General features: G+C 73.2%; 19 protein-coding genes and 3 tRNA genes. 10 read left to right on the forward strand and 12 right to left on the reverse strand.

Features of this window, described 5'->3' with window-relative positions; translation table 11 throughout:
* Positions 1–119: 119 nt before the first annotated feature.
* Together bldC and Sdia_RS04135 are read right to left on the reverse strand one after the other, a co-directional pair.
* Positions 120–326: a developmental transcriptional regulator BldC gene (bldC, locus tag Sdia_RS04130; RefSeq protein ID WP_003949541.1), complete on the reverse strand. Its 207-nt coding sequence runs from the start codon at positions 324–326 to the stop codon at positions 120–122.
* 480 nt (positions 327–806) lie between these two features.
* Entirely contained in the window at positions 807–1,679 is an 873-nt protein-coding gene (locus Sdia_RS04135) for a DUF8083 family protein (protein WP_189500036.1), read from the reverse strand.
* A 183-nt stretch (positions 1,680–1,862) separates the two neighbouring features.
* Between Sdia_RS04135 and Sdia_RS04140 the strand changes: the two genes are divergently transcribed.
* The gene (locus tag Sdia_RS04140; RefSeq protein ID WP_100457555.1) at positions 1,863–2,945 is read left to right on the forward strand and encodes a Leu/Phe/Val dehydrogenase; all 1,083 of its coding nucleotides are present in this window, start codon (positions 1,863–1,865) and stop codon (positions 2,943–2,945) included.
* A gap of 597 nt (positions 2,946–3,542) precedes the next feature.
* Positions 3,543–3,791 carry a DUF3073 domain-containing protein gene (locus Sdia_RS04145; protein WP_100457554.1) on the forward strand — a complete coding sequence of 83 codons (249 nt, stop codon included), beginning with the start codon at positions 3,543–3,545 and terminating at the stop codon, positions 3,789–3,791.
* 348 nt (positions 3,792–4,139) lie between these two features.
* Here Sdia_RS04145 and purM read toward each other — a convergent pair whose 3' ends face one another.
* The 6 genes from purM to purS form a co-directional block, all read right to left on the reverse strand.
* Positions 4,140–5,210: a phosphoribosylformylglycinamidine cyclo-ligase gene (gene purM, locus Sdia_RS04150; protein WP_115067644.1), complete on the reverse strand. Its 1,071-nt coding sequence runs from the start codon at positions 5,208–5,210 to the stop codon at positions 4,140–4,142.
* An 88-nt stretch (positions 5,211–5,298) separates the two neighbouring features.
* Complete coding sequence (gene purF / locus Sdia_RS04155) at positions 5,299–6,816, reverse strand: amidophosphoribosyltransferase (RefSeq protein ID WP_115067643.1); 1,518 nt, start codon at positions 6,814–6,816, stop codon at positions 5,299–5,301.
* Positions 6,817–6,965: 149 nt separating this feature from the next.
* Positions 6,966–7,760 carry a maleylpyruvate isomerase family mycothiol-dependent enzyme gene (locus Sdia_RS04160; protein ID WP_100457551.1) on the reverse strand — a complete coding sequence of 265 codons (795 nt, stop codon included), beginning with the start codon at positions 7,758–7,760 and terminating at the stop codon, positions 6,966–6,968.
* 236 nt (positions 7,761–7,996) lie between these two features.
* Positions 7,997–10,246, reverse strand: coding sequence for a phosphoribosylformylglycinamidine synthase subunit PurL (gene purL / locus Sdia_RS04165; RefSeq protein WP_189500037.1), 2,250 nt, complete (start codon positions 10,244–10,246; stop codon positions 7,997–7,999).
* Positions 10,243–10,953 carry a phosphoribosylformylglycinamidine synthase subunit PurQ gene (gene purQ / locus Sdia_RS04170; RefSeq protein ID WP_100457549.1) on the reverse strand — a complete coding sequence of 237 codons (711 nt, stop codon included), beginning with the start codon at positions 10,951–10,953 and terminating at the stop codon, positions 10,243–10,245. The genes purL and purQ overlap by 4 nt, the downstream gene beginning before the upstream one ends.
* On the reverse strand, positions 10,950–11,201 hold the full coding sequence (purS, locus tag Sdia_RS04175) for a phosphoribosylformylglycinamidine synthase subunit PurS (RefSeq protein WP_100457548.1): 252 nt from the start codon (positions 11,199–11,201) through the stop codon (positions 10,950–10,952). The genes purQ and purS overlap by 4 nt, the downstream gene beginning before the upstream one ends.
* Before the next feature lie 383 nt (positions 11,202–11,584).
* On the opposite strand from purS, the gene Sdia_RS04180 reads away from it, so the two are divergent.
* The 8 genes from Sdia_RS04180 to Sdia_RS04215 all read left to right on the forward strand — a co-directional run bounded on the left by Sdia_RS04180 (position 11,585) and on the right by Sdia_RS04215 (position 16,403).
* Positions 11,585–11,902 (forward strand): histone-like nucleoid-structuring protein Lsr2, encoded by a 318-nt coding sequence (locus Sdia_RS04180; protein WP_100457547.1) that lies wholly within the window; start codon positions 11,585–11,587, stop codon positions 11,900–11,902.
* Positions 11,903–12,045: 143 nt separating this feature from the next.
* A tRNA-Gly gene (locus Sdia_RS04185) sits at positions 12,046–12,117 on the forward strand.
* A 97-nt stretch (positions 12,118–12,214) separates the two neighbouring features.
* Positions 12,215–12,287, forward strand: a tRNA-Gly gene (locus tag Sdia_RS04190).
* A 152-nt stretch (positions 12,288–12,439) separates the two neighbouring features.
* On the forward strand, positions 12,440–13,426 hold the full coding sequence (locus Sdia_RS04195) for an ABC transporter ATP-binding protein (RefSeq protein WP_100457546.1): 987 nt from the start codon (positions 12,440–12,442) through the stop codon (positions 13,424–13,426).
* Entirely contained in the window at positions 13,423–14,232 is an 810-nt protein-coding gene (locus tag Sdia_RS04200; RefSeq protein ID WP_100457545.1) for an ABC transporter permease, read from the forward strand. Before Sdia_RS04195 ends, Sdia_RS04200 begins: the two co-directional genes overlap by 4 nt.
* 45 nt (positions 14,233–14,277) lie before the next feature.
* Positions 14,278–15,630, forward strand: coding sequence for a sensor histidine kinase (locus tag Sdia_RS04205; RefSeq protein WP_100457544.1), 1,353 nt, complete (start codon positions 14,278–14,280; stop codon positions 15,628–15,630).
* A gap of 9 nt (positions 15,631–15,639) precedes the next feature.
* Positions 15,640–16,302: a response regulator transcription factor gene (locus Sdia_RS04210; RefSeq protein ID WP_100457543.1), complete on the forward strand. Its 663-nt coding sequence runs from the start codon at positions 15,640–15,642 to the stop codon at positions 16,300–16,302.
* A 25-nt stretch (positions 16,303–16,327) separates the two neighbouring features.
* A tRNA-Gly gene (locus Sdia_RS04215) sits at positions 16,328–16,403 on the forward strand.
* A gap of 114 nt (positions 16,404–16,517) precedes the next feature.
* Here the strand turns inward: Sdia_RS04215 and Sdia_RS04220 are convergent.
* The 4 genes from Sdia_RS04220 to purD all read right to left on the reverse strand — a co-directional run bounded on the left by Sdia_RS04220 (position 16,518) and on the right by purD (position 23,210).
* A complete protein-coding gene (locus tag Sdia_RS04220; RefSeq protein WP_100457542.1) occupies positions 16,518–17,420 on the reverse strand; it encodes a phosphoribosylaminoimidazolesuccinocarboxamide synthase in 903 nt (300 codons plus the stop codon).
* A gap of 116 nt (positions 17,421–17,536) precedes the next feature.
* A complete protein-coding gene (locus tag Sdia_RS04225; protein ID WP_189500038.1) occupies positions 17,537–19,030 on the reverse strand; it encodes a N,N-dimethylformamidase beta subunit family domain-containing protein in 1,494 nt (497 codons plus the stop codon).
* Positions 19,031–19,688: 658 nt separating this feature from the next.
* Positions 19,689–21,533 carry a hypothetical protein gene (locus Sdia_RS04230; protein ID WP_185393239.1) on the reverse strand — a complete coding sequence of 615 codons (1,845 nt, stop codon included), beginning with the start codon at positions 21,531–21,533 and terminating at the stop codon, positions 19,689–19,691.
* Between the two features lie 402 nt (positions 21,534–21,935).
* Positions 21,936–23,210, reverse strand: coding sequence for a phosphoribosylamine--glycine ligase (gene purD / locus Sdia_RS04235; RefSeq protein WP_189500039.1), 1,275 nt, complete (start codon positions 23,208–23,210; stop codon positions 21,936–21,938).
* Positions 23,211–23,236 lie beyond the last annotated feature (26 nt).

Below are 23,236 nucleotides of genomic sequence, written 5' to 3' on the forward strand. Positions count from 1 at the left end.
CCGACGGGGTCCGTTGGGGCGGACCGCCGCGTCGTGTGGAGCTATGGGGTGCTGTGCGAGGCCGTGACGGGCGCACACCGGGTTGGGGGACCCGGAAACGCCCTGTTTCAGGCGGTTGTTCAGGCTTCGCTGCGCTGCTGCGGGATACCCGCGAGCAGCGCGCGGACCTCGGCCTCGCGGTAACGGCGGTGTCCGCCGAGCGTGCGGATCGACGTGAGCTTGCCAGCCTTCGCCCAGCGCGTGACCGTTTTGGGGTCGACACGGAACATCGTGGCGACCTCAGCGGGGGTCAGCAGCGGCTCGGCATCAGGGGTGCGAGCGGTCATGAGCGGCCTCCTCGGGAGAACCGAACCTTCTCGGTTCATTCCTCTAAATTCTGCACCTTGACCCACGTTGCCCGAAATGGCGGACGCGGGTCGAGTCGGTTATAGGACGAACGGCTTGTCCTCGGCACTACAACTACACCATCCGTCCAGCCACGTCGGCCAAACCGATGGAATTGCCCTCTCAGGTGGCCATCAGCGGCGGTAAGCCGATGGACCGTGTCATAGCGGACAGTCACACCGCTGTGACGATCAGTCACAAGGGTGCCCAGGAGCCACCACAACACCCATAGGACACAAGCGTGAGCAATCCGCCCCTAGTTGGGCGAATGGAGCCCACACCGGGCTCCTTGTCCTATTTTGACACGAGGGCGGGGGAAGGACGCAAGATCCCGTCTCCGTGGGTTCCCTCACGTTTGAGGCATACGCCCGGATCGGGACCTAGGTCCTAGGGCCACGGTCCCGGCCGAGCCGCCCGGCGACTCAGTTGGCGAACTGCCGCTCGCGCACCGCACGCCACCGCTCGACGAGCCGCGCGTACGCCTCGCCCGCCACCACGTCGTCCCCGACGGCCAGCGCGCGGATGCCCGAGGCGACGTCGGCCGCGGAACGGTCGGCGTCGAGCATCTCCGGCGGCAGCACGTGCACCAGCCCGCCGTAGTCCAGCTCGACCAGCGCCCGCGGGTGGAACTCCTCCAGCCACCGCCCTACATCTACCAGGCCCGTCACCAGCGGCCCCCCGGCCTGCCGCTCCCCCCGCTCGGCGGGATCGGCCGCGGCCACGCTGTCACGCAGCGCGCGCAGCCCGCGGGCCACCCGCCGGCGTGCCTGGGCCATCGGGGTGCGGTAGCGCAGCAGCGGGGGCTCGCCGTCCGCGCCCCGGTCGTACTCCCGGTCCTCGTCGCCGACCAGGACGAACCAGCTGAGCGGGACCGACCAGGCGGCCTGCCGGATCCACGCCCGGGCGTCCGGGTGGCGCTCCAGGTGGCGGGCGTGCTCGGCCTCGGCCGCCTCGCGGACCGCCGGGGGCAGCGCGGCGTCCAGCACCGCCGGCGGGAAGAGTCCGGCGCTCTCGCCGAGCGCCTCCCAGCACCGCAGCCGGATCGTCCACGGACAGATCAGCGGGGTGTCGCCGGACCAGAGCACGAAGGCGTCCTCGCTCTCCCGCCCGGGGGCGGGCAGCGACGCCGGCACGGCGGCCGGCCGGGCCCGCTGCTCCTCCTCGCAGCCGGGCGGCTCCCCCTCGTGGGCGTACCGCTCCCAGCGGCCGCGCTCAGGCTGGGGGAACGCGCCGAGCGGCTCGTAGACGCGCAGGTACGACGCGTACGGAAACCTGACCGCGGACACCTGCGGCACCCCGCTCCCTCCCCCCGACACCGGCTCGGACACCTCGGGCATCGTGCCACGCGGGCCACCCGGGCGAGGGAAGATCGGGCTCGGGGGACGACCATGGCACGGGCTCGTTCTACCCTCGTGCCACGGCGTCCGCCACCTTTACGGACTCCGCCCATCCGCCGCATCTCACCGGGAGTCACCACCGTGACCGACGTATCCGACGGCGTCCTGCGCACCCTGTTCCGCTCGGAGCAGGGCGGCCACGAGCAGGTCGTGCTCGTCCAGGACCGAAGCAGCGGCCTCAAGGCCGTCATCGCCCTCCACAGCACCGCCCTGGGCCCGGCCCTCGGCGGCACCCGCTTCTATCCCTACGCCGACGAGGCCGAGGCGGTCGCCGACGCGCTCAACCTCGCCCGCGGCATGTCGTACAAGAACGCCCTCGCCGGACTCGGCCACGGCGGCGGCAAGGCCGTGATCATCGGGGACCCGGAGCGCGACAAGACCGAGGAGCTGCTGCTGGCCTACGGCCGCGCCGTCGCCTCGCTCGGCGGCCGGTACGTCACCGCCTGCGACGTCGGCACCTACGTCGCCGACATGGACGTGGTCGCCCGCGAGAACCGCTGGACCACCGGGCGCTCCCCCGAGAACGGCGGCGCCGGCGACTCCTCGGTCCTCACCGCCTTCGGCGTCTACCAGGGCATGCGCGCCTCGGCCCAGCACCAGTGGGGCGACCCCTCACTTCGCGGGCGCAAGGTGGGCGTGGCCGGGATCGGCAAGGTCGGACGGCACCTGGTCGGCCACCTCCTGGCGGAGGGCGCCGAGGTCGTCGTCACCGACGTCCGCGAGGAGGCGGTCCGGCTGATCACCGAGCGCCACCCCGAGGTGACGGCCGCCCCCGACACCGGGGCGCTGCTCCGCACGGCCGGGCTCGACGTCTACGCGCCCTGCGCCCTCGGCGGCGCGCTGAACGACGAGACGGTCCCCGCGCTCACCGCCAAGGTGGTCTGCGGCGCCGCCAACAACCAGCTCGCCCACCCCGGCATCGAGAAGGACCTCGCCGACCGCGGCGTCCTCTACGCGCCGGACTACGTGATCAACGCCGGCGGGGTCATCCAGGTCGCCGACGAGCTGCACGGCTTCGACTTCGACCGCTGCAAGCAGAAGGCGGCGAAGATCTTCGACACGACACTCGAGATCTTCGCACGTGCGAAGTCGGACGGCGTGCCCCCGGCCGCCGCCGCAGACCGGCTCGCCGAGCAGCGCATGGCGGACGGCCTCCGGGGCTGACCCACCCCCCGGACAGGCGATCATTTCCAGCCAATTTTCCCCCGCCGTGAAGGCTCACGGCGGGGGTTTTCCGCCCCCACGCCAGCACGAGGCGAGGCCGATCGCTTACCGGACGTAACCGCCCGAAACGCCCGGAGTCGGCCGCCGCGGACGGGATGCGCGCGACGGCCGTCCGGGCCTCCGCGCGGTCCGGCGAAAGCCTGTGCCAGCAGGGCGATCACACTTCGGCGGCGGTCCGATCACGCTCTGGGCAGGCCCGCGGTCGGCCCGCGCCGGGGCCGGCGGGCCGGCGCGCGGTGGTTGGTCAGGTACCGGTCAGGGCGATCGACGCTTCCGGCCCGGGGGGAGACAAGACTCACGCCCGTCGGCGGGTCGCCGTCACAGAGCGGGTTAAACTCGCATCTGACCAGCGAGGACAGCGGCTCCTCGCCGGTGCTGACCACCGGTCCTTCCGGTGGGCGGCGTACCGGATGCACGCGGAAGCAGGTACCGTTGAAGCCCTACGGGCACGGACTCCCGACAGGGGGCCCGTCTCGGAACATGAACGCGTGTCAAGACTCTGGGGCCGTCGAGCCCCGTCACCGAGGGGGTCGAGCCATGGGGCGCGGCCGGGCCAAGGCCAAGCAGACAAAGGTCGCCCGCCAGCTGAAGTACAACAGCGGCGGGACTGACCTGTCGCGTCTGGCCAGCGAGCTGGGCGCATCGACTTCGAGTCAACCTCCGAACGGCGAGCCGTTCGAGGACGACGAGGAGGACCCGTACGCACAGTACGCGGACTTGTACAACGACGACGAGGACGAGGACGACGAGTCCGGTCCCGCGTCGAAGCAACGCCGCGGCGCTTGACTTCGCACTGAGCACCCGGTCGGGGACCAGCCAGGTCCCGGACCGGGTTCTGTGCTGTCCTGCGCGACAACGGACCGAGTGAGCAGGCGCGTGGTGCGAGCCGCGCGCCGATGTGCGCGTACCCACGTACCGCGCGGCCACCCGGGGACCGCCGCTTCACCGGCGCCGGTCCCGGGGCGGACCGCCGGTGCCGTGACCCGCGTCACCGCCGTCGGTCCCGTCGGCAGCTTCCGGGCCGGTCGCCCGGGCTCCCGCCGCATACTCCGAAGTCATGATCGTCATCCCTGGTCACCGCCGAGGGCGGGTGCCGTGCGGTGACCGGACGGCCACGGCACGGCACCACCCGCCTCAGGCCGCGTAGTCACCCGTCAGGGTCGCCGCGGTCGGCTCGTCGCCGCGCCGGGTGACCTCGCCTGCCACCCAGGCGTCGACACCGCGGTCGCGCAGCGTGGTCAGTGCCACGTCGACCGACCCGGCCGGGACGACGGCCATCATGCCGACGCCCATGTTCAGCGTCTTCTCCAGCTCCAGCCGCTCCACGTGCCCGGCCTTGCCGATCAGGTCGAAGACGGGGGCCGGGGTCCAGGTGGTCCGGTCGATCCGGGCGTGCAGCCCGTCCGGGACGACCCGGGCCAGGTTGGCGGCGAGGCCGCCGCCGGTGATGTGCGAGAAGGCGTGCACCGCGGTGGTGCGGGTCAGCATCAGGCAGTCGAGCGAGTAGATCTTGGTCGGCTCCAGCAGTTCCTCGCCGAGGGTGCGGCCGAACTCCGGCACCTCGCGCTCCAGGCTCCAGCCGGCCCGGTCGAAGACCACGTGCCGGACGAGTGAGTACCCGTTGGAGTGAAGTCCGGAGGAGGCCATCGCGATCACGGCGTCGCCCTCGCGGATGCGGTCCGGGCCGAGCAGCCGGTCGGCCTCGACGACGCCCGTTCCCGCGCCCGCCACGTCGAAGTCGTCCGGCCCGAGCAGCCCCGGGTGCTCGGCGGTCTCGCCGCCGACCAGGGCGCACCCGGCGAGGACGCAGCCCTCGGCGATGCCCTTGACGATGGCGGCGACGCGCTCGGGGTGGACCTTGCCGACGCAGATGTAGTCGGTCATGAAGAGCGGCTCCGCGCCGCAGACCACGATGTCGTCCATGACCATGGCGACCAGGTCGTGGCCGATGGTGTCGTAGACACCGAGCTGCCGGGCGAGGTCGACCTTGGTGCCGACGCCGTCGGTGGCGGAGGCGAGCAGCGGCCGCTCGTACCCCTTGAGGGCGGAGGCGTCGAAGAGGCCCGCGAAACCGCCGAGGCCGCCGAGGACCTCGGGGCGCCGGGTCCTGCGGACCCAGTCCTTCATCAGCTCGACCGCGCGGTCACCCGCCTCGATGTCGACGCCGGAGGCGGCGTACGAGGCGCCGGAGGGGGATTCAGACATGGCTGGGACTTTCGTGTCGGCCGGCCCGGCGGCCCGCCCGCACCGTCGACGGTGACGGCACGCGGCGGAGGGGCGGCGGGGCTACCTGCTACGGGCGGCGGAGGGCGTCGGCGGCATCGGCGCCGCCCGCCAGCTCGGTCTCCAGGAGCTGCTTGCCGAGCAGCTCGGGGTCGGGCAGCGTCATCGGGTATTCACCGTCGAAGCAGGCCCGGCAGAGGTTCGGCTTGTCGATGGTGGTGGCCTCGATCATCGAGTCGATCGAGATGTACGCCAGTGAGTCGGCGCCCATGGAGGTGCCGATCTCCTCGACGGTCATGCCGTTGGCGATCAGCTCGGCGCGGGTCGCGAAGTCGATGCCGAAGAAGCAGGGCCACTTGACCGGCGGCGAGGAGATGCGGATGTGCACCTCGGCCGCGCCAGCCTCGCGGAGCATCCGGACCAGGGCCCGCTGGGTGTTGCCGCGGACGATCGAGTCGTCGACGACGACCAGCCGCTTGCCCTTGATGACTTCCTTGAGCGGGTTGAGCTTCAGGCGGATGCCGAGCTGGCGGATGGTCTGCGAGGGCTGGATGAAGGTCCGGCCGACGTAGGCGTTCTTCACCAGTCCGGCGCCGAAGGGGATGCCGCTGGCCTCGGCGTACCCGATGGCGGCCGGGGTACCGGACTCCGGGGTCGCTATGACGAGGTCGGCCTCGGCGGGGGCCTCGGCGGCGAGACGGCGGCCCATCTCGACGCGGGAGAGGTAGACGTTCCGCCCGGCGATGTCGGTGTCGGGGCGGGCCAGGTAGACGTACTCGAAGACGCAGCCTTTGGGCCGGGCCTCGGCGAAGCGGGAGCTGCGCAGGCCGTTCTCGTCGATGGCGACGAGTTCGCCGGGCTCGATCTCGCGGACGAAGCTGGCGCCGCAGATGTCCAGGGCCGCGCTCTCGCTGGCGACGACCCAGCCACGCTCCAGGCGGCCGAGGACCAGCGGGCGGATGCCCTGCGGGTCGCGGGCGGCGTAGAGGGTGTGCTCGTCCATGAAGACGAGGGAGAAGGCGCCTTTGACGTCGGGGAGGATCTTGGCGGCCGCGTCCTCCAGGGTGAGCGGCTTGCCGTCCTCGTCCGTCTGGCCGGCGAGGAGCGCCGTGATCAGGTCGGTGTCGTTGGTGGCGGCCACCTGGGTCGCCCGGCCGTTCTCCTTCGGCAGAGCGGCGACCATCTCGGCCAGCTCGACCGTGTTGACCAGGTTGCCGTTGTGGCCGAGGGCGACCGAGCCGTGCGCGGTGGCGCGGAACGTCGGCTGGGCGTTCTCCCACACCGAGGCACCGGTGGTGGAGTAGCGGGCGTGGCCCACCGCGATGTGGCCCGTCAGGGAGCCGAGGGAGGTCTCGTCGAAGACCTGGGAGACGAGGCCCATGTCTTTGAAGACGAGGATCTGGGAACCGTTGCTGACCGCGATTCCCGCGGACTCCTGGCCCCGGTGTTGGAGGGCGTACAGCCCGAAGTAGGAGAGCTTGGCGACCTCTTCGCCCGGAGCCCAGACACCGAAGACGCCGCAAGCGTCCTGGGGGCCTTTCTCACCGGGGAGCAGATCGTGATTGAGTCGACCGTCACCACGTGGCACGCCTCCGAGTGTAGGCGAGATCGACCACCGGTCCGAATGCGGACCCCCGCCTTTTCCCGGGCCCACCTCCGTGACCTGCGGGTATGCCGACAGGATGGGCAGGTGTGAGGAATCGCTCCCCACCCTGGCCCGCCCCGCCGACCGGGTGGTCAGGACAGCACGGGCAGCAGCGCCGAGATGTCGGCGCGTTCCCCTCCCGCCGTGAGGTGCCCGCCGTCCACGGCTTCGGTCCAGGTGGTCCGTCCCGCGGCGAGCCGCACCCAGGTCAACGGGTCGGTCTCGACCACGTTGGGCGGGGTGCCGCGGGTGTGCCGGGGCCCCGGGACGCACTGCACGACGGCGTACGGCGGGACGCGGACCTCCACCGAGCCGCCGGGTGCCCCGGCGGCCAGCGCGTCCGCCAGCACCCGCACCACGGCGGCGAGGGCCTGCCGGTCCAGCGGGATGTCGACACCGGTGGCGCGGCGCAGGTCGTCGGTGTGCACGACCAGTTCCACCGCGCGGGTGACGAGGAAGTCGGTGAAGGTCATCGCCCCCGCACGGGCCGCGACGACCCGGTCCAGCGGGACGTCGGCCAGCAGCCGGGCGAAGTCCGCGGTGGCCTGGGTGTACCGCTCGACCGGGTCCTGTTCGGCGGCGGCCGCGCGGGCCGCCCGGGCGTTGCCCTCGGCGCGCGAGGCGGTGCCCGCGGCCCAGTCCAGCAGGGCGACCTCGGCGGCGGCCGGCGCGGGGTCGACCAGGCCGGAGCGCAGCCCGTCGACGCCGGTCGCCATGTGGGCGACGAGTTCGGCGACGGTCCAGGTGCCGAGCCCGCTGAGGGCGCTCAACTGGTCGGGGCGGAGCGCGCGCACGGCCTCGGCGACATGCGCGGCCTGCGCGAGCACGGCGGCCCGCGTCTTCACCGGGTCGTACGAACGGGGGCGGCGTGCGGAGGCTGCTGGCATGGGCCCGAGACTACGACGACCGACGGCGGATGTGGGCCCCGGGTGAAGATCCGGCCGCGGACCGATGACCTCGCGTGCGGCTCAGCAGCCCGTCACGGGCGGGGAGTCGGCGGCAGGTGAGGGGTCGTGAGGCGGCGAGGTCCCGGCGCCGATCGCGGGGATCGGCACCGGGACCTCGCTTTGGCCGGGCGGCCGTCAGGCGGTCGGGCCGGCACGCCGTCAGGACGGTCGGGCCGTCACGCCATCAGCGCCTCGATGGTGCCCTCGTGCGCCTCACGGACCTCGTGCAGGGAGAGGGTGAACTCGCCCTGCACCTCCAGCACCTCACCGTCGACCACGCCGATCCGGGTGGCGGGCAGGCCGCGCGCCCCGCACATGTCGGTGAACCGCAGCTCCTCGGAGCGCGGCACGGAGACGACCACGCGCCCCGCCGACTCGCTGAACAGGAAGGTGAACGCGTCCAGACCGTCCGGCACCACCAGCCGGGCACCCTTCCCGCCGCGCAGGCAGGACTCGGCGACCGCCTGCACCAGACCGCCGTCGGAGAGGTCGTGCGCCGCGTCGACCATGCCGTCGCGGGAGGCCGAGACGAGGATGTCGGCCAGCAGCCGCTCCCGCTCCAGGTCGACCCGGGGCGGCAGCCCGCCGAGGTGGTCGTGGACGACCTGGGACCAGGCCGAGCCGCCGAACTCCTCGCGGGTCTCCCCGAGGAGGTAGAGCAGTTGGCCCTCCTCGGCGAAGGCGACCGGGGTGCGCCGGGCCACGTCGTCGATGACGCCGAGGACCGCGACGACCGGGGTCGGGTGGATGGCCACGTCACCGGTCTGGTTGTAGAGCGAGACGTTGCCACCGGTGACCGGGGTGCCGAGGACCTGGCAGCCGTCGGCGAGGCCGCGGACGGCCTCCGCGAACTGCCACATGACCGCCGGGTCCTCGGGAGAACCGAAGTTCAGGCAGTCGGAGACCGCGAGCGGCCTGGCGCCGGTGGTCGCGACGTTCCGGTACGCCTCGGCCAGTGCCAGCTGCGCCCCGTGGTACGGGTCGAGCTTGGCGAAGCGGCCGTTGCCGTCGGTGGCGATGGCGACACCGAGCCCGGACTCCTCGTCGACCCGGATCATGCCGGCGTCCTCGGGCTGGGCGAGGACGGTGTTGCCCTGCACGAAGTGGTCGTACTGCGAGGTGATCCAGGACTTGGACGCCTGGTTGGGCGAGGAGAGCAGGGCGAGGACCTGCTCCTTCAGCTCGTCGCCGGTGGCCGGGCGGGGCAGCTTGGCCGCGTCGTCGGCCTGGAGGGCGTCCTGCCACTCGGGGCGGGCGAAGGGGCGCTCGTAGACCGGGCCGTCGTGGGCGACGGTGCGCGGGTCGACGTCGACGATCTTCTCGCCGTGCCAGAAGATCTCCAGCCGGTCGCCGTCGGTGACCTCGCCGATGACGGTGGCGATGACGTCCCACTTCTCGCAGATGGCGAGGAAGCGGTCGACCTTCTCCGGCTCGACCACGGCGCACATGCGCTCCTGCGACTCGCTCATGAGGATCTCCTCGGGCGAGAGCGTGGAGTCGCGCAGCGGTACGTCGTCCAGGGTGACCCGCATACCGCCGGAGCCGTTGGAGGCCAGCTCGCTGGTGGCGCAGGAGAGCCCGGCCGCGCCGAGGTCCTGGATGCCGACGACCAGCTTCTCGGCGAACGCCTCCAGGGTGCACTCGATGAGGAGCTTCTCCTGGAAGGGGTCGCCGACCTGGACGGCGGGGCGCTTGCTGGGCTTCGCGTCGTCGAAGGTCTCGGAGGCCAGGATGGAGGCGCCGCCGATGCCGTCGCCGCCGGTACGGGCGCCGTAGAGGATGACCTTGTTGCCGGTGCCGGAGGCCTTGGCGAGGTGGATGTCCTCGTGCCGCATGACGCCGATGGCGCCGGCGTTGACCAGCGGGTTGCCCTGGTAGCAGGCGTCGAAGACGACCTCGCCGCCGATGTTGGGCAGGCCCAGGCAGTTGCCGTAGCCGCCGATGCCGGCGACGACGCCGGGCAGCACGCGCCGGGTGTCGGGGTGGTCGGCGGCGCCGAAGCGCAGCGGGTCGACCACCGCGACCGGGCGGGCGCCCATCGCGATGATGTCGCGGACGATGCCGCCGACGCCGGTGGCCGCGCCCTGGTAGGGCTCGACGTAGGAGGGGTGGTTGTGCGACTCGACCTTGAAGGTGACCGCGTAGCCCTGACCGACGTCGACGACACCGGCGTTCTCACCGATGCCGACGAGCATGGCGTCGGAGTGCGGGGCCTTCTCGCCGAACTGGCGCAGGTGCACCTTGGACGACTTGTACGAGCAGTGCTCGGACCACATCACCGAGTACATGGCGAGTTCGGCGCCGGTGGGACGGCGGCCGAGGATCTCGCGGACCCGGGCGTACTCGTCCTCCTTGAGGCCCAGCTCCGCCCAGGGCTGCTCGGTGTCCGGGGTGTCGGTCGCGTGCTTGACCGTGTCCAGGCTCATGCGCTGACCAGCTTCTTGATGATCGAGGTGAAGAAGGGCAGGCCGTCGGTGCGGCCGGAGCCGACCAGCGGCTCGACGGCGTGCTCCGGGTGCGGCATGAGGCCGACGACGTTCCCGGCCTCGTTGGTGATGCCGGCGATGTCGCGGAGCGAGCCGTTCGGGTTGACGTCGAGGTAGCGGAAGGCGACCCGGCCCTCGGCCTCCAGCATGTCGAGCGTGCGGGAGTCGGCGACGTACCGCCCGTCCATGTTCTTCAGCGGGATGTGGATCTCCTGCCCCGCGACGTAGTCGCCGGTCCAGGCGGTGGCGGTGTTCTCCACGCGCAGCTTCTGGTCGCGGCAGACGAAGTGCAGGTGGTCGTTGCCGAGCATGGCGCCGGGCAGCAGGTGGGCCTCGGTGAGGACCTGGAAGCCGTTGCAGATGCCGAGCACCGGCAGGCCCTCGCGGGCGCCGTCGATGACCTTCTCCATCAGCGGCGAGAAGCGGGAGATGGCGCCGGCCCGCAGGTAGTCGCCGTAGGAGAAGCCGCCGGGCAGCACCACGGCGTCGACCTGCCGGAGGTCCTTGTCCTTGTGCCAGAGCGGCACCGCCTCCGCGCCCGCGAGGCGGATCGCCCGCTGGGTGTCGCGGTCGTCGAGGCTGCCGGGGAAGGTGACGACGCCGACCCGGGTGTTCGAGCGGGCGGCCGGGGTGGGTCCCGCGGTCACTTCTCCTCCTCCACCTTCACGGTGAAGTTCTCGATCACGGTGTTGGCGAGGAAGGTCTCCGCCAGTTCGTTGATACGGGCGAGAGCGGCGTCGTCCACCGGCCCGTCCACTTCGAGTTCGAAACGCTTTCCCTGACGTACGTCGGAGATTCCCTGGAACCCGAGACGCGGCAGTGCACGCTGCACCGCCTGTCCCTGGGGGTCGAGGATCTCCGGCTTGAGCATGACGTCGACTACGACGCGTGCCACTGGCACTCCCGGTGTGTGGTGCTGGTGCTGAGCAGGTCCGTTCAGCGTACCCGGCCAAAATTTCTACGCGCGTAGCGAGAGTGACGGGCATCACGTTCAGGTATCGGAAGTGATGCGCTCGCGAAAAGTTCAGGGAAAATCGCACAGCGGGGATTCCGCTTCATCATGAGGGAACAATGAGAAGGTCTTCCCCAGAGATTGTCCGCCGCTGTACAAAGGAATGGCCGCGATAATGCGGCATTCCAGGGAAACAGCCGAACCACCGGCATCACCGCACGTCCCGGCCGCGTCCCGGCAGGTCGGCGCCCGGTCACCCGACCAGGGCCCCGCCCCTCAGGCCGCGGCGCACCGGAGTGGGGGTGCCCATGAAGGGACCGATATTCATGGCCCAGCGAGTCGTGGTCACCCTCTTCGACGACATCGACGGCGGTGAAGCCTCGGAAACGGTCGCCTTCGGGCTGGACGGCACGTCGTACGAGATCGACCTGAACCGAGCCAATGCGGAAAAGCTCCGCGAAACGCTGGAGCCGTACCTCAGGGCCGGCCGCAAGCGGTCCGCCTCGGGCCGCACCTACCGGCGGACCTCCGTCGCCGCCGACCCCGCCGCGGTGCGCGCCTGGGCGCGTTCGCACCGGATGGACGTGCCGCCGCGCGGCCGCATCCCGAAGCGGGTCTACGAGGCGTTCGAACAGGCCAACTGAGGCGGCCGCGGCCCGGCCGGGCGGCCGGGGGCCGCGGGCCAGGAGGGGGCGCGGGCAGCCGACTTGCGCAACACCCCTGGTGATCAGCTAAAGTCTGGAGCACGCCGAGGGGCGAGGCCGAAAGGCCGGAACCCCCAGGTAGTGCGGGTGTAGTTCAGTAGTAGAACACCCTCTTTCCAAGAGGGAGGCGCAGTGTGCAATTCCTGTCACCCGCTCTTCAGCACCGCCTGATCCTCCGGGAGTCCTCGGACCACTCGGAAGTTCGGGTAGAGTGAGGGAAGCGCCGATCGGTGAGAGCCGGTCGGATGCGATGCGGACGTAGCTCAGTTGGTAGAGCGCAACCTTGCCAAGGTTGAGGTCGCCAGTTCGAACCTGGTCGTCCGCTCCGTTGAAAGGCCCCAGTCGATGACTGGGGCCTTTCGCTGTGCGTGGCGTCGCCTCGACGCCGACCGGGCGCGGGGCCGGGCTGACATTTGTCATGGCGACCGATGACAGCGCGCACTGCCGTCGGCACGGGGCGGCGGGGAGGGTTGAGGCATGAAGACCGAAGACCACGTGATCGATGTGACCGATCTGCGGCGGGTGTACGGGGGCGGTTTCGAAGCGGTACGCGGCGTCTCCCTCAGCGTCGGCCGCGGGGAGCTGTTCGCCCTGCTCGGCACCAACGGCGCGGGCAAGACCTCGACCCTGGAGATCCTCGAGGGGCTGGCCCGCCCCGCGGCGGGCCGGGTGCGCGTCCTGGGGCACGACCCGTACGCCGAGCGTGACGCGGTGCGGCCGCGGATCGGCGTCATGCTCCAGGACGGCGGGTTCCCCTCCGAACTGACCGTCCGCGAGACCCTGCGGATGTGGGCCGGCTGCACCAGCGGCGCCCGCCCGGTCGGGGAGGCGCTGGAGATGGTCGGCCTCGGCAAGCGGGCCGACGTACGCGTCAAGGTGCTGTCCGGCGGTGAGAAGCGGCGCCTGGACCTGGCGCTGGCGCTGCTCGGTCGCCCCGAGGTGCTGTTCCTGGACGAGCCGACGACCGGGCTGGACGCCGAGGGGCGCCAGGACACCTGGGCACTCGTCCGCGAGCTGCGGGCGCAGGGCACCACGGTGCTGCTGACCACGCACTACCTGGAGGAGGCCGAGGCGCTCGCCGACCGGCTGGCCATCCTCCACGAGGGCCGCATCGCCAGCGAGGGCACCGTCGAGGAGGTGGTGAGCGCGCAGCCGTCGCGGATCACCTTCGATCTGCCCGACGGCTGGTTCCCCGGCGACCTGCCGCCGCTGGACCAGCTCGGCGTCACGGGCCACTCCCACGACGGCCGCACCGTGCGGCTGATGACGCAGAACCTCCAGCAGGCCGCCACCGCCCTGCTGGTCTGGGCGCGGGACGCGGGCGTCGCCCTCGGCTCGCTGGACGTCCGGGCCGCCTCTCTGGAGGAGGCGTTCCTGGACATCGCCCGCGAGGCCGACGGCCGGGGCGAGCCCTCGACGGCTCCCGCCGTATCCCTCGACACCCGGAAGGAGACGGCCGCATGAGCGCCGCCACCACCTCCCCCGCTCCCGCCGGGCAGCCGGAGCGTACGCGTCCACTGGGACGGCTCGCCGCCCTGGCCCGCGCCGAGCTGGCGCTGCTGGTCCGCAGCAAGGGCGTGATGTTCGCGGCGCTGGTCGTGCCGTTCGCGCTGCCGCTCAGCGTCGCCCAGACCGTGGACGAGGAGACGCTGAAGAACGCCGGGCTCACCCTCGGGCTGGTGCTGCTGCCCGGGGCCATCGGCTTCTCCCTGCTCTTCGCCGTGTACAGCTCGCTGGTCGCCATCTACGCGACCCGCCGCGAGGAGCTGGTCCTCAAGCGGCTGCGCACCGGTGAGCTGCGGGACAACGAGATCCTCGCCGGCACCGCGCTGCCCTCGGTCGTCATCGGGCTGGTCCAGTCGGCCGTACTGGTCGCCGCCTGCACCGTGCTGCTCGACATCGGCGCGCCCGAGGCGCCGCACCTGGCCCTCCTCGGCATCCTGCTCGGTCTCGTGCTGATGGTGGTGCTCGCCGCGCTGACCAGCGCCGTGAGCCGTACCGCCGAGTCCGCTCAGGTCATGGCGATGCCGGTGCTGCTGGTGTTGATGCTCGGCTCCGGCATGGTGGTGCCGCTGGAGGTCTTCCCCGACTCCCTCGCCTCCTTCTGCGAGCGGCTGCCGCTGACCGGCACGATGACACTGCTCCGGGGCGGCTGGACCGGCGAGCTGTCGGGCGGCGACGTCCTCACGGCCGCCGTGACGTCGCTGGCCTGGATCGCGCTGAGCCTGTTTGCTGTACGCCGGTGGTTCCGCTGGGAGCCCCGCCGCTGACAGGGACCGGCAGCACCGCTGCCCGGCACGGAGGGACGCGTCACCATGGCCGGGACCGAGGACGAGGGCTCGTACGGCGCCACCGCCCAGGCCGCGATCAGGCGGCCCCGGTCGTGGTGGGGCCGGAAGGGCACCGCCGCCAAGGTCGAGGCGTACACCCGGATCTCCTTCCAGTTCTTCCCGGTGATCCAGTTGCTGACGGCCCTCTTCTCTCTCGCCCCCGTACCGGCCCGCTCCGCGCTGCCGGTGGCGGGGGCGGTGCTGGTGCACACCGTCGCCGGGTTCCGGCTGACCGGGCAGGCGCTCGACTGGGCCGCCGGGCGCCGGGCGCAGCCCCGGCGGCTGCTGGGCGCGTACGCGACGTGGAGCTTCGTCGGCGCCGCCCTCTCCGCACTCGTCCTCGTCAAGCTGCCGTCCGAACCTCCGGACACGTACTACACGGCTTGCGCGGGCACCTTCGTCCTCTTCCTCGCCTTCGGCTGCGGCCTCTGCGTCCTGGTGCTGCCGAGGAACCGGCAGAGCCTGGTGGCGGTGCTGGTGGCCACCTTCGGCGGCTGGGCGCTGGGCTCGCTCCTGCTGCCCGCGCCCGCCGCGGCGGCCCTCGCCCTCTCCACCCTGTTCAGCTCCGGCGGCCTCACCCTCGCCTCCCGCTTCTCCGTCTGGCTCCTGCACGCCGTCTACGAACTCGACGAGGCCCGTCACACCCGGGCGCGTCTGGCCGTGGCCGAGGAGCGGCTGCGGTTCGGGCGGGACCTGCACGACGTGCTGGGCCGCAACCTCTCCGTCATCGCGCTCAAGAGCGAGCTGGCGGTCCAGCTCGCCCGGCGTGAACGGCCGGAGGCGGTCGAGCAGATGGCGGAGGTGCAGCGGATCGCCCAGGAGTCGCAGCGCGAGGTCCGCGAGGTGGTCCGGGGGTACCGGGAGGCCGATCTGTTCACCGAACTCCTCGGCGCGCAGGGCGTCCTGAGCGCCGCCGGGATCACCTGCACGGTGACCGGTACGCCGACCGGGCTGCCCCGCCGGGTCCAGGCGGCGCTGGCCTGGGTGGTCCGGGAGGCCGTCACCAACGTGCTGCGGCACGGCAACGCCGCGCACTGCCGCATCGCGCTGACCGTCCCTCCGGAGAACCGTCCCGGGGACCGGCCGGCCGTCGCCGAACTGACCGTCGAGAACGACGGCGTACCGTCGCCCTCGGCCTCCCCCGACGGCGCCACCGGCGGCCACGGCCTGGCCGGGCTGCGGGAGAGGCTCGCCGCCGAGCGGGGGACGCTGGAGGCCGGGCCCGCCGGCGCCAGCGCGTTCCGCGTGGTGGCGCGGGTACCCGTACCGGCCCAGGACGCGCCGGGGCCGGCCGGTGTGCCGCGCCCCGCGGAGCCGGGCCGCCAGGAGCAGGAGTAGGAAGAGGCCATGCCGGACCACACCCCCGAGTTGCCCGCCGCCGCGCCCGCCGCCCCCGGCGAGGCGCCCGTCCGCGTCCTGCTCGCCGACGACGAGCACCTGATCCGGGGCGCGCTGGCCGCGCTGCTGGCGCTGGAGGAGGACCTGGTGGTGGTCGCCGAGGCGGCGACCGGTCCGGAGGCGCTGGCGATGGCCCGCGCCCACCGTCCCGACGTGGCCGTCCTCGATCTTCAGATGCCCGGCGCGGACGGTGTGGCGGTGGCCACGTCGCTGCGGGAGGAGCTGCCCGGCTGCCGTGTCATGATCGTCACCGGCCACGGCCGGCCCGGCAACCTCAAGCAGGCGCTGGCCGCCGGGGTGCGGGGCTTCGTCCCGAAGACGGTGAGCGCACAGCGGCTGGCCGAACTGGTCCGCTCGGTCCACGCCGGGAACCGCTACGTCGACCCGGAGTTGGCCGCCGACGCCATCGCGGCCGGTGACTCGCCGCTGACCGCCCGCGAGGCCGAGGTGCTGGAGCTGGCGGCGGACGGGGCGCCCGTGGCGGAGATCGCGGCGCGCGCCGCCCTCTCCCCCGGCACCGTCCGCAACTACCTCTCCTCGGCCGTCACCAAGCTCGGTGCCGAGAACCGGCACGCGGCGGTCCGTCTCGCGCGCGAGCGCGGTTGGGTATAGTGGTGCTCGCGCCACGGCGCAGCAGGCGAACGTAGCTCAGTTGGTAGAGCGCAACCTTGCCAAGGTTGAGGTCGCGAGTTCGAACCTCGTCGTTCGCTCCACGGAGGAAGCCCCGGTCCATCGGACCGGGGCTTCCTCGTTTCGCGCGCCGGTGCCCGGCGGGCCGGCCCGCCCGCGCCCCTGGTGCCGGGGCGCGGCGGGCCGGCCTCGTCCCGTCAGCCCCAGCTGACGCCGGTCAGCCGCTCGTACGCCTCCACGTACTTGGCGCGGGTGCGGTCCACGACCTCCTCGGGCAGGGCCGGCGGCGGCTGCTCCGAGCGGCGGTCCCAGCCGGACTCGGCGGAGGTCAGCCAGTCACGGACGAACTGCTTGTCGAAGGAGGGCTGGGGGCGGCCCGGCTCCCACTGGTCGGCGGGCCAGTACCGCGAGGAGTCCGGGGTGAGGACCTCGTCGGCGAGGACCAGGGCGCCCTCGGCGTCGTGGCCGAACTCGAACTTGGTGTCGGCGAGGATCAGCCCCCGCTCGCGGGCCACCTCCAGCGCCCGGCCGTACACCGCGAGGGTGGTCTGGCGCAGCTCGGCGGCGGTCTCGGGGCCGACCAGCCGGGCGACCTCCTCGTAGGAGACGTTCTCGTCGTGGTCTCCGACGGCCGCCTTGGTGGCGGGGGTGAAGATCGCCCCGGGCAGCTCCGAGCCGTCGACGAGGCCGGGCGGGAGGGCGAGGCCGCAGACGGTCTGGCTCTCCTCGTACTCGACCAGGCCGGAGCCGGTCAGATAGCCGCGCGCGACGCACTCGACGGGCGCCATCTCCAGCGACTTGCACACCAGCGTGCGCCCCTGCCAGTCGGCGGGCGCGCCCTCGGGGAGAGTGGTGGACAGGACGTGGTGGGGAACCAGGTCGGCGAGCTGCTCGAACCACCACAGGGAGAGCTGGGTGAGGACCCGCCCCTTGTCGGGGATCTCGGTCGGCAGTACCCAGTCGTACGCCGAGATGCGGTCGCTGGCGACCATGACGAGGTCGCCGGCCGTGTTCTGGTAGAGGTCGCGCACCTTGCCGGTGTGCAGATGCACCAGGCCCGGTACTTCGACGGGCTCGGGCTTTTCGACGAATCCGGACACGGTTCCTCCCCGTGGTTCTGGCCAATGCCCCCGATTCTTCCGTATCGGCCGAGGTCCGGCCCGGTCAGGGTGGCGGCCGGGGAAACGGCGCGGCCCGGGGCGGGCGCGGACGCGGGTCAGTCGCGTTTGCAGATGCGGTCGAGGAGGTTGGCCGTGGCGCGCTGGATCCGTTCGTCGACGTGGCCGGGGCGGTCCAGCGCCGGGGACCAGGCGAAGGTGCCGGAGGCGAAGACGAGGGCGCCGCTCGGGGCACGGTAGAGGGAGGTCTCCTGGTGGCGCTTGGCGCCCTCGTGGTCGCGGTAGGGCGAGTGGGCCAGCAGGATGCGGCTGTCGTGCTCCGGCAGCCGGGTGCGCGGGAAGTACCGGTCGGCCTCGCCCGCGACCAGGCCGGGCAGTTCGTCGCCCTCGTGGGCGCCGGTCGCCTCCCAGAGCCAGTGCGAGGCGTTGCGGACGACCATCGGATGCGGTTCGGGGACCCGGCCCGCGTACTGGATGCCGAGGAGTTGCTGCTCGGGGCGCTCCACCTCGCGCCAGAGCGCGGGGCGGCCCGGGCCGCGTCGCTTGCGGCAGGTCAGCATCCGGTCCGGGACGCCGGAGGCCGAGGGCGACAACTCGACCTTCCAGTACATGGTGTTGGCGGAGAGGAAGACCAGTGAGGTGCCGTGGTCCCGGGCCAGCTCCACGGTGTTGCGCATCGGCACCGACCAGTACTCGTCGTGGCCCGGGAAGACCAGGCCCCGGTAGCGGGTCGGGTCGATGCGGCCGGAGTGCAGGTCGCGGGTGTCGGCGTAGGCGAGGTCGTAGCCGTACCGCTCGGCCCAGCGGACGAAGTCGTAGGCGTGGCCGACGTGCAGGGGCAGGCCGGCGCCCGCGTACGGCCGGTCGAAGGAGAGGGTGACGGCGGCGTCCTCCTCGCCGAGCAGCTTCCCCGACTCGTCCCACGCGTGGTACAGGCTGGCGCCCGTCCGCCCGTCCTCCGGGTAGAGGTTGTACGCCTGCCAGGTCACGTCGGGCAGCACCAGCAGCAGGTCCGCGGGGTGGCCGTCGCGGACGGTGAACGGCACGTGCGAGCGGTACCGGCCGTCCGCCGTGGTCAGCACGGCGACGTACGCCCCGATGCTCCACAGGCTGGGGACCTGGAGCCGCCAGGAGAGCCACCAGTGGTGGCAGGAGACCGTGCGGTCGGCGGTGAGCGGCGGCGGCTGCACGATGCCCGACAGGCGCGGGCTGGTGGTGATCTTGGAGGCGCCGTCGCCGCCGTAGTGGCCGATGCGGTAGACGTCCACGAAGAACTGCTGGGGCGGGTTGACCGTGATGTGGAAGTCGATCGACTCCCCCGGGGCGACGGCTCCCGCCGAGGCGTACCCCTTGATCTGCTGGTCCACGTCGTCGGCCGTACGCGGTCCGCCGCCCGCTCTCGGCGGCGGGATGCGGGGGCCGGAGGCGCCGGGCGCGGGTGCGTGCTCGACGTACCAGGGGACCACCTGACCGGTGTCGTCGAAGTAGTTCTCACTGCCACGCAGCCAGGGGACCGGACCCTGGCCGAAAGGGTCCGACACGGCGTGCGCGTACGCACCCGATTCCCACCGGCGGATGTGCCCCGACCCCATGCGGCTCCCCTCCCTCGCTCACCGGAGTCCGCGCTGCCGCGTCCACTCCGCATCCGGCGACCGCGCCCAGCACATCACATAACGCACGCGCTCCGTCACCGTTCGTCTCCAATTGACGGGAACGGAGCGCATCGCTCCCGTTGGTCGCGTCGTTTCGGTCCGGCTATGGGGCTACTTGCCCGGGTGCGGGCGTGGTGCCGCAGGGACGTTCCGCCTGCGGTGCCGGGGGTGATCCGGGATCTCCCGGCGCCCTGGCGCCCCCGCCGGGCAGTCGGGTGACGCAGGGCCGGGTTTCGGACAATCCCTGCCCCGCTCTTGACTGGGCTCTGCCTTCGGCAAGGGGTTCGCCTACGGCCAGACCTGGGGTGTGGCCGGGCCCCGCCTTGTCCGCACCGGCCCAGGACGGCCCGAACGCCGGCCGGGCTGCGGTCGGGCCCGGGCCCCCGAGCCTCCGGATGTCGACCGGGCCCAGCCGAAACCCCAGCCCGGCCGGCGCTCAAGGCCCTCAGCGACGGAGACGGGCGGCATCGGCGGTCGCGGCAGAACCCGGCCACACCCCAGCCCGACCGACGCCTGAGGCCGTCCTGGACCGGCACGGTCGGGCGGCCGAACGACAGCGCGGCCGGGGCGGGCCCCGGCCGTGGCGGGTGGCCCGGAGTCAGACGAGGCGGACCGGCTTGTCGGAGCGGACCCCGTTCCCCTGGACCCAGGCGCGCAGGGCCGCGCCATCCCCGTGCTCGACCAGCCCGGCGACACGCCCTCCCAGGTCCGCCACGCGCCTGCCCCGCACGAGCAGCACCGGCCCGTCGAGCCAGTCCAGCCCGGGCTGGGCCCCGGCCGTGTCCATCGCGGAGCAGCACACCATGGCCACCACGTGCTCGGCGAGCAACTCCCGCCCCGTACGGGGCGGCTGGAGCGGACAGAGCGGCAGCCGCCCCCCGGCCCACAGGGTCTCGTCGGCCCCCTGTCCCACGGGTGCCGGTGCCACCGCCGGAACCCCGGCCTCCTCACGGGCCACCTCCGCCGCGAGCGCCGAGGCCAGCTGCTCGGCCCGCTCGGCCACCTGCCGCCGCACCTCGCCCCCGGGCTGGGGCACCCCGGCCGGCCGGGGTCTCGCGGAGCGGGCGGCCTGGGCTCCGCCCCCTATGTCCACGCCCGTCCGCAGCGCCAGCTCGTCGTCGGAGGCGGTCGCCAGCTCCTCCTCGGTCAGCTCCGGGAGGTGCCCCGGACCGGCGGGAGCCGTGCCGGCCGGGACCGCGAGGTGTTCCAGCACCCGGTCGAGGGTGGCTCCGCCGGGCTCGGCGCCGTCCGGGCGGCCGCCGTCGGGCACGCCCAGTTCGTCCAGGATCCGGTGGAGGCGTGCCGCCTCGGTGCGCCAGGTGCGGTCGACGACCTCGTCGGCGTACTCCTCCCAGTCGACGGGGAGCCATTCCGGTCCGCGTCCCGCCGGCTCGCCGTGGAAGAGGCGGGCGGCGAGGAGGGAGGTCGCCTCGTCGACGGTTCCCGGCTCCTCCAGCAGGTCGCAGGCGGGGCGTTCGCCGAGCCGGGTGGTGAAGTCGTCGGCGAGGCGGTCGCGGCGGGAGAGCTCCGTGAGGGCGGCGACCACTCCGGCGTCCAGCCGGGACGGCCAGCGCCCGGTCCGCCAGGCGGGGAGCGCGACCCTGTTGAGCAGCCGGTCCCAGCCCGCGTAGGCGAGGCCGATCTGCTCCTGGGCGGCGATGCGCAGGCCGTAGTCGACCGTCTTGGCGCGTTCGGAGGAGGTGGCGGCGACCGCCCGCTCCATCTCGGCGGCCTCCTCGCGGCAGGCGCGCAGCAGCAGCCGGGCGGCGCGGCCCGTCCCGCCGAGCACCAGCCGGGCCAGCGGGCCCCGGTCCGGCTCGGTGCCGAGGGCGGCGGCGGCATCGAGGCCGCGGACGAAGCGGCGGGCGGCGAGGATGTCGGGCTGCGCCGACGGCCCCGTGCCCGCGACGACCGGGGCCAGCACGGCGCGCAACTCGGCGACGCGCATCCACCACAGGAAGGGCGAGCCGATCACCAGCACCGGCGCGGGCGGCGCCTGGTCGTGTGCGGGGCGGACCGCCTCGGCGCCGAGCGCGGGGTGGCTGCGGTCCTCGAGCCAGCTGTCGCAGTCGGGGGTGAGCGCTATCGCCGAGGGCGCGGGGACCTCCAGCCGGTCGGCGAGATCGCGCACCAGGCGGTGCAGGTCGGGCGCGGAACTCTCGGTGACGGGGACGGTGGGGCTGACCGCGGGCCGGGCCCGGGCCACGGCGAGGGCCACCGCCGCCGCGGCGAGGAGGACGAGGACGGCGACGGCACAGACCAGTGCGCGGGCCGTGTCCCAGCCCGTCCCGGTGAGGACCCCGGTCGGGCCGCCGGCGAGCAGGACGACGGCGAGGGCCGCCGGGAGCAGGGCGAGGGCCGCGGCCCGGCCGCGGGTCCGCAGCACGGCGACGGCCCCGGCGCGCGCTGCCTCCGCGTCCGTCTGCGCACTCACACCTGACACGACCGGTCACACCCCTTTATCGCCCGCCCGGCGCCCGCTGTCCCAGCCGGTGCCGACGCGCTTCGACGGCGTTGCTCATTCCCCCACTGTGGCACCCGGCACCGACATCGCAATGCCGGTGGGCCAAGTGCCGCACACCCCGGTCCACGGGCCGCAGAGCGCTTGCGCGGCACCCTAGTTGGGGGTGGGCGGAGCGTCAGCCGGATGGCGGATCGGTCACTCGATGGAATGCCTTTGGGCAGAGCTTGCACGCGGAGCGCGCGCTTCTGCGATCCTCACGCGCCCCCCACCGGCGCCCCCGCACGCCCCGGAAACGCCGCCTCCCCCGCCCACGGCCCAAGGCCGGTGGACGGGGGAGGCGAACAGCGGCGTACGCGAAGCGCGGGGCGTACGCGGGGTGCGTCAGCCGCGCTGCTCCACGGCGACGCGGGCCGCGATGTCGGAGCGGTGCTGGGAGCCGTCCAGCCGGACGCGCGCCACGGCCGTGTACGCGCGGTCGCGCGCCTCGGTCAGGTCGGCCCCGGTGGCGGTCACCGACAGGACCCGGCCGCCCGCACTGAGGACCGCGCCCCCCTCCCGGCGCGTCCCGGCGTGCAGGACGTACGCCGCGGGAGCGTCCAGTTCCGCGACCTCCGCGAGCCCTTCGACCGGGTCGCCGGTACGCGGCGCGCCCGGGTAGTTGTGCGAGGCGACGACCACGGTGACCGCGGACTCCTCGCTCCAGCTCAGCGGCTCCAGCCCGGCGAGGGTGCCGTTCGCGGCGGCGCGCAGCACCCCGGCGAGCGGGGTGCGCAGACGGGCGAGGACCACCTGGGTCTCGGGGTCGCCGAAGCGGGCGTTGAACTCGATGACGCGGATGCCGCGCGAGGTGATCGCGAGCCCGGCGTAGAGGAGTCCGGAGAAGGGGGTGCCGCGGCGGCGCAGCTCGTCCACGGTCGGCTGGAGGACCGTCTCCAGCACCTCGTCGACCAGCTTCGGGTCGGCCCACGGCAGGGGCGAGTAGGCGCCCATGCCACCGGTGTTGGGGCCCTGGTCGCCGTCGAGTGCGCGCTTGAAGTCCTGCGCGGGCTGGAGCGGGACGACGGTGCGACCGTCGGTGACGGCGAACAGCGAGACCTCCGGACCGTCGAGGAACTCCTCGACGACGACCCGGCCGCCCCCGGCGGTGACGCAGTTCAGCGCGTGCTCGCGGGCCGCGTCCACGTCCTCGGTGACGACGACGCCCTTGCCGGCCGCGAGCCCGTCGTCCTTGACGACGTAGGGCGCGCCGAAGGCGTCGAGGGCGGCGTCGATCTCGGCCGGGGTGGCGCAGACGTAGCTGCGGGCCGTCGGCACCCCGGCGCCGGCCATGACGTCCTTGGCGAACGCCTTGGACCCCTCCAGCCGGGCCGCCTCGGCGGACGGGCCGAAGCAGTCGATCCCGGCCACCCGGACCGCGTCGGCGACGCCCGCGACGAGCGGTGCCTCCGGGCCGACCACGACCAGGTCGGCGCCGAGGCCGCCGGCGAGGCGGGCGACGGCGGCGCCGTCGAGCGCGTCGACGGCGTGCAGCTCGGCCACCTCGGCGATGCCTGCGTTGCCGGGCGCGCAGTGCAGGGCGGTGACGTCGGGGTCGAGGGACAGGGAGCGGCACAGGGCGTGTTCGCGGGCGCCGGAGCCAATGACGAGGACCTTCACGGGATTCAGCCTAGCCCGGCCCCGGG

It is taken from the genome of Streptomyces diastaticus subsp. diastaticus, from assembly GCF_011170125.1.
GTDB lineage: Bacteria > Actinomycetota > Actinomycetes > Streptomycetales > Streptomycetaceae > Streptomyces > Streptomyces diastaticus.